We start from the raw sequence: 3,154 nt of genomic DNA, 5'->3' as shown, positions 1-3,154 counted from the left end.
GCCTTTTTGTAATGGGCAGATCGCGAGCTGATCCAATGTTGGCCAGAAGCTGTTTGGAGCTTCCTCGGATAGGCCTGATACATAGATGCAACCGGGTACCAATGTTTGAAAAGCGGGTTGAAAGTGGAGGGCGAGTCCATACATAGGAGCGAGCTTGCTCGCGAAAACCCCAAACGATAACGCAGCGCCTGAAGGCAAAATCCGATTCCCCTGCTGCACCTTGCTCCATTGCCTACGCCTGCGTCAGAATCCGCCGGCTTGTGCGCTGAGGTGGCCGTCTCTAAGGTGGCTCGGTCGCTGAATTGTTCAGTGATCGGGTTTAGTAGCCTGAAGGTTAATCCAGACAACGTGCACAAGCTTCATCGATCAGACATTGCGTCTGTGTTTGATGGTGGCTGTGCGCAGGGCACCTTCGGGTGCGCCGGCTTTGTTTGGATTCCCCGGTCTACTAACCTGCGCACAGCCGCCACCCTTATGTTTAGTAGCTAAAGGATGATGGCCCTAAACAGGAATTCAAACATGCTCAAACCAGACTCAACCACGCTCTTCACCGTCGCCCCCAACGCCAGCAACGAAACCCTCATCACCAACAGCTACGAAACCTTCACCAGCGTCAGCACCCTGCTGCTCGACCTGTCCGAAGACCTCAACGGCAAACACCGCGACATCGCCCTCGCCATCCACCAACTGAGCGAACTGGGCGTACTCCTCACCGCCAGACTCCTTGACCGCGAAGCGCCCTGCCCAGGCTGATGATCAGCTCTTCAACTCATTAGCCCGATGACTCGTCGCGTCGTTGTGAGCCACGTACAACGACTCGGCGAGTTGGCGCTTGGGGGCCTTGATGGATTCAGCCTCGGCACAAAGCCTTCTGCAATGACGAGAGCGGCGACTGCTTTCGGCCATGAGCGGACGTCCAGATTAGGGGAAAATAATTCTGTCCCCGCTTGCTACCGTTTGCTACTGCCGTGGGCATCGGCTATGCAGGCGTGCCGAGTAAGGTCAGAGCGAAGCACACTTGCATATCCGCTTATCACAAGCGAGGATCCACGTAGGCACATCGCCATCAACGGAGCATCACCTATGCCTCTTCAGACACGGAACGTTTTCATTGATACAGAGTTCTTCGTAAAAGCAGGACTAGAGTCCCTCCAAACAACTTCATATATTAGTAGCCTATTTGATTCGAGGGGCAAGTAGTGGCAACATCAAACCTGGAAAGACTTGAGAAGATTCTTGAGGGTTTAGGGCCTGGGATGGAGTCTATTCCTATATCGGTGAGGGAGTTGATAAGCTGGTTTGGAGCAGAGCGAAGAGGCTATATGGTGGCCTATAAAATCCGTAAAGTTCTGGATGCGTTAGGGGTAATCACTAAACCGGACTTCGATAGCGTACCCTTGGACTCAAAAGTGACACTCTATGCACCACTCCAAGAAGAAATCCAGACGCCGATAACTGATCAGAGCAATAATACAGCAGCAAACATCGAAAGCTCCCCAGTAGAACAAACTGAGGACACGACTCCTCCTCAAAATGAGTTTATATCTGGGGCTGTTTCTGAACCTGCTTTTCGAGTAAGCCGGCTTGAAGCCGCAGATGTAAAGCTTATCACGGTCAAACCCGATAGCAGTCTTATCGAGGCTATCACGCTAATGTTAAGACATGACTTCTCTCAGTTGCCTGTGATGACAAACGAACGAGATGTGAAAGGTGTTATCAGCTGGGAAAGTATCGCACCAAGGCTTGCGTTGACAAATACCGAGTCTGATCGTGTACGAGACTTTATGAAACCTCATAGAGAAATAAATTCTACCGATTCGATTTTTGCGGCTTTACCTAGGATAGTTGAATACTCATACGTTCTTGTGCGCTCAACCGATCAGCGTATTAGTGGAATCATTACTACTACTGACCTTAGCATCCAATTCAAACAGCTATCTGAACCATTCCTTCTGCTCGCGGAAATTGAAAATCACATCAGAACATTGATAGATGGAAAATTTACAAAGGAGGAGCTATCCAAATTAGTCAACCCCTCCGATAGCGAACGCACAATAGAATCAGTTGCAGATCTTACTTTTGGTGAGTACATCAGGCTCTTTGAAGATCCGGCTTTATGGTTAAAAACAAAACTGCAGGTTGATAGAAAAACGTTTATCAAAGAACTCGACAAAGTTCGTATCATTCGTAATGACGTAATGCACTTCGATCCTGATGGCATCTCAGAGGAAGATCACGAGCTACTGCATCATTTCGTGCGCTTTATTCATACCATACAAAGTTTGTCGAACAGTAGTTAAAAAACACGACGTACGAATCATGTTGACTTCGTTCCTGATGGCAGGGTGCCCTTACCTAGAATGGGCGCTTGGGCCATAGCTAACCAATAATTCTGGCTCATCTTGCTCCTAGCTCAAGGAAAATATATGGGTAAATATCATATAGTTAAATCAAGCAACGGTAACTATTATTATGTTTTACGAGCGCCCAATGCCGAAACAATTTTAGTAAGCGAACAGTTTGAAAGCCACAGCGCGGTTGAGGCTGCCATTCAACAAGCCATGGCCAGCGCCAACAATCCTGAGAGATTTAGAAAAATTGAATCGCGCGATGGAAAATTGTACTTCCAATTGATCGGCGATAATGGCGGCTTGCTAGGGTCAAGCGCGTTATATTCAAGCATGAAATCTTTAGAACGTGGAATCGCGGCAGCTATAAAGTACGGAGCAACTGACGCAACGATACATGATGCACTAGCAAGCTCTAAAATCGCACAAAAAATTGGTAGTGTAAGAACCTATATAACCTCTATTGAGTTGTTGCCTCAAGAAGCTGAGGCAGTAATTTTTTACAGAGGGCATGGGGACGTTGCCTACAAGCTTGTGCCAAGTCTTTACAGGAACCCAGGATGGATAAGAAATGAGCATATAATATTTCAAGAGTTGGTTCTGCGCTGCTCAAATGATTTCAAGTTGTCCGGACCTACCTTTAATGCCCTAGTAAAAATGCAACATTATGCGCTGCCAACCAGACTCTTGGATATTACCACAAATCCATTGATCGCCTTATACTTCGCATGTGCTGGCGGAGGCTCAGCTGATGCCGAAGTTATCGTTTTTAAAATTCCAAAAAATGAAATCAGATACTATGATAG

3 protein-coding genes are annotated in these 3,154 nt (G+C 47.4%); all 3 read left to right on the top strand.

The window, feature by feature from the left end; all coding sequences use genetic code 11:
* Window positions 1-519: 519 nt before the first annotated feature.
* Window positions 520-753, top strand: a complete 234-nt coding sequence (locus GIV35_RS27020; RefSeq protein WP_032903826.1) for a DUF6124 family protein — start codon at window positions 520-522, stop codon at window positions 751-753.
* A 446-nt stretch (window positions 754-1,199) separates the two neighbouring features.
* Window positions 1,200-2,300 carry a CBS domain-containing protein gene (locus GIV35_RS27015; RefSeq protein ID WP_236304702.1) on the top strand — a complete coding sequence of 367 codons (1,101 nt, stop codon included), beginning with the start codon at window positions 1,200-1,202 and terminating at the stop codon, window positions 2,298-2,300.
* Between the two features lie 126 nt (window positions 2,301-2,426).
* Window positions 2,427-3,154 (top strand): DUF1508 domain-containing protein (locus GIV35_RS27010; protein WP_236491456.1); only part of this gene is annotated, 728 nt, incomplete at its 3' end.

It is taken from the genome of Pseudomonas sp. PA-1-6B, assembly GCF_021609545.1.
Lineage (GTDB): Bacteria > Pseudomonadota > Gammaproteobacteria > Pseudomonadales > Pseudomonadaceae > Aquipseudomonas > Aquipseudomonas fluorescens_BV.
This window is presented reverse-complemented; position numbering and strand designations above follow the sequence as displayed.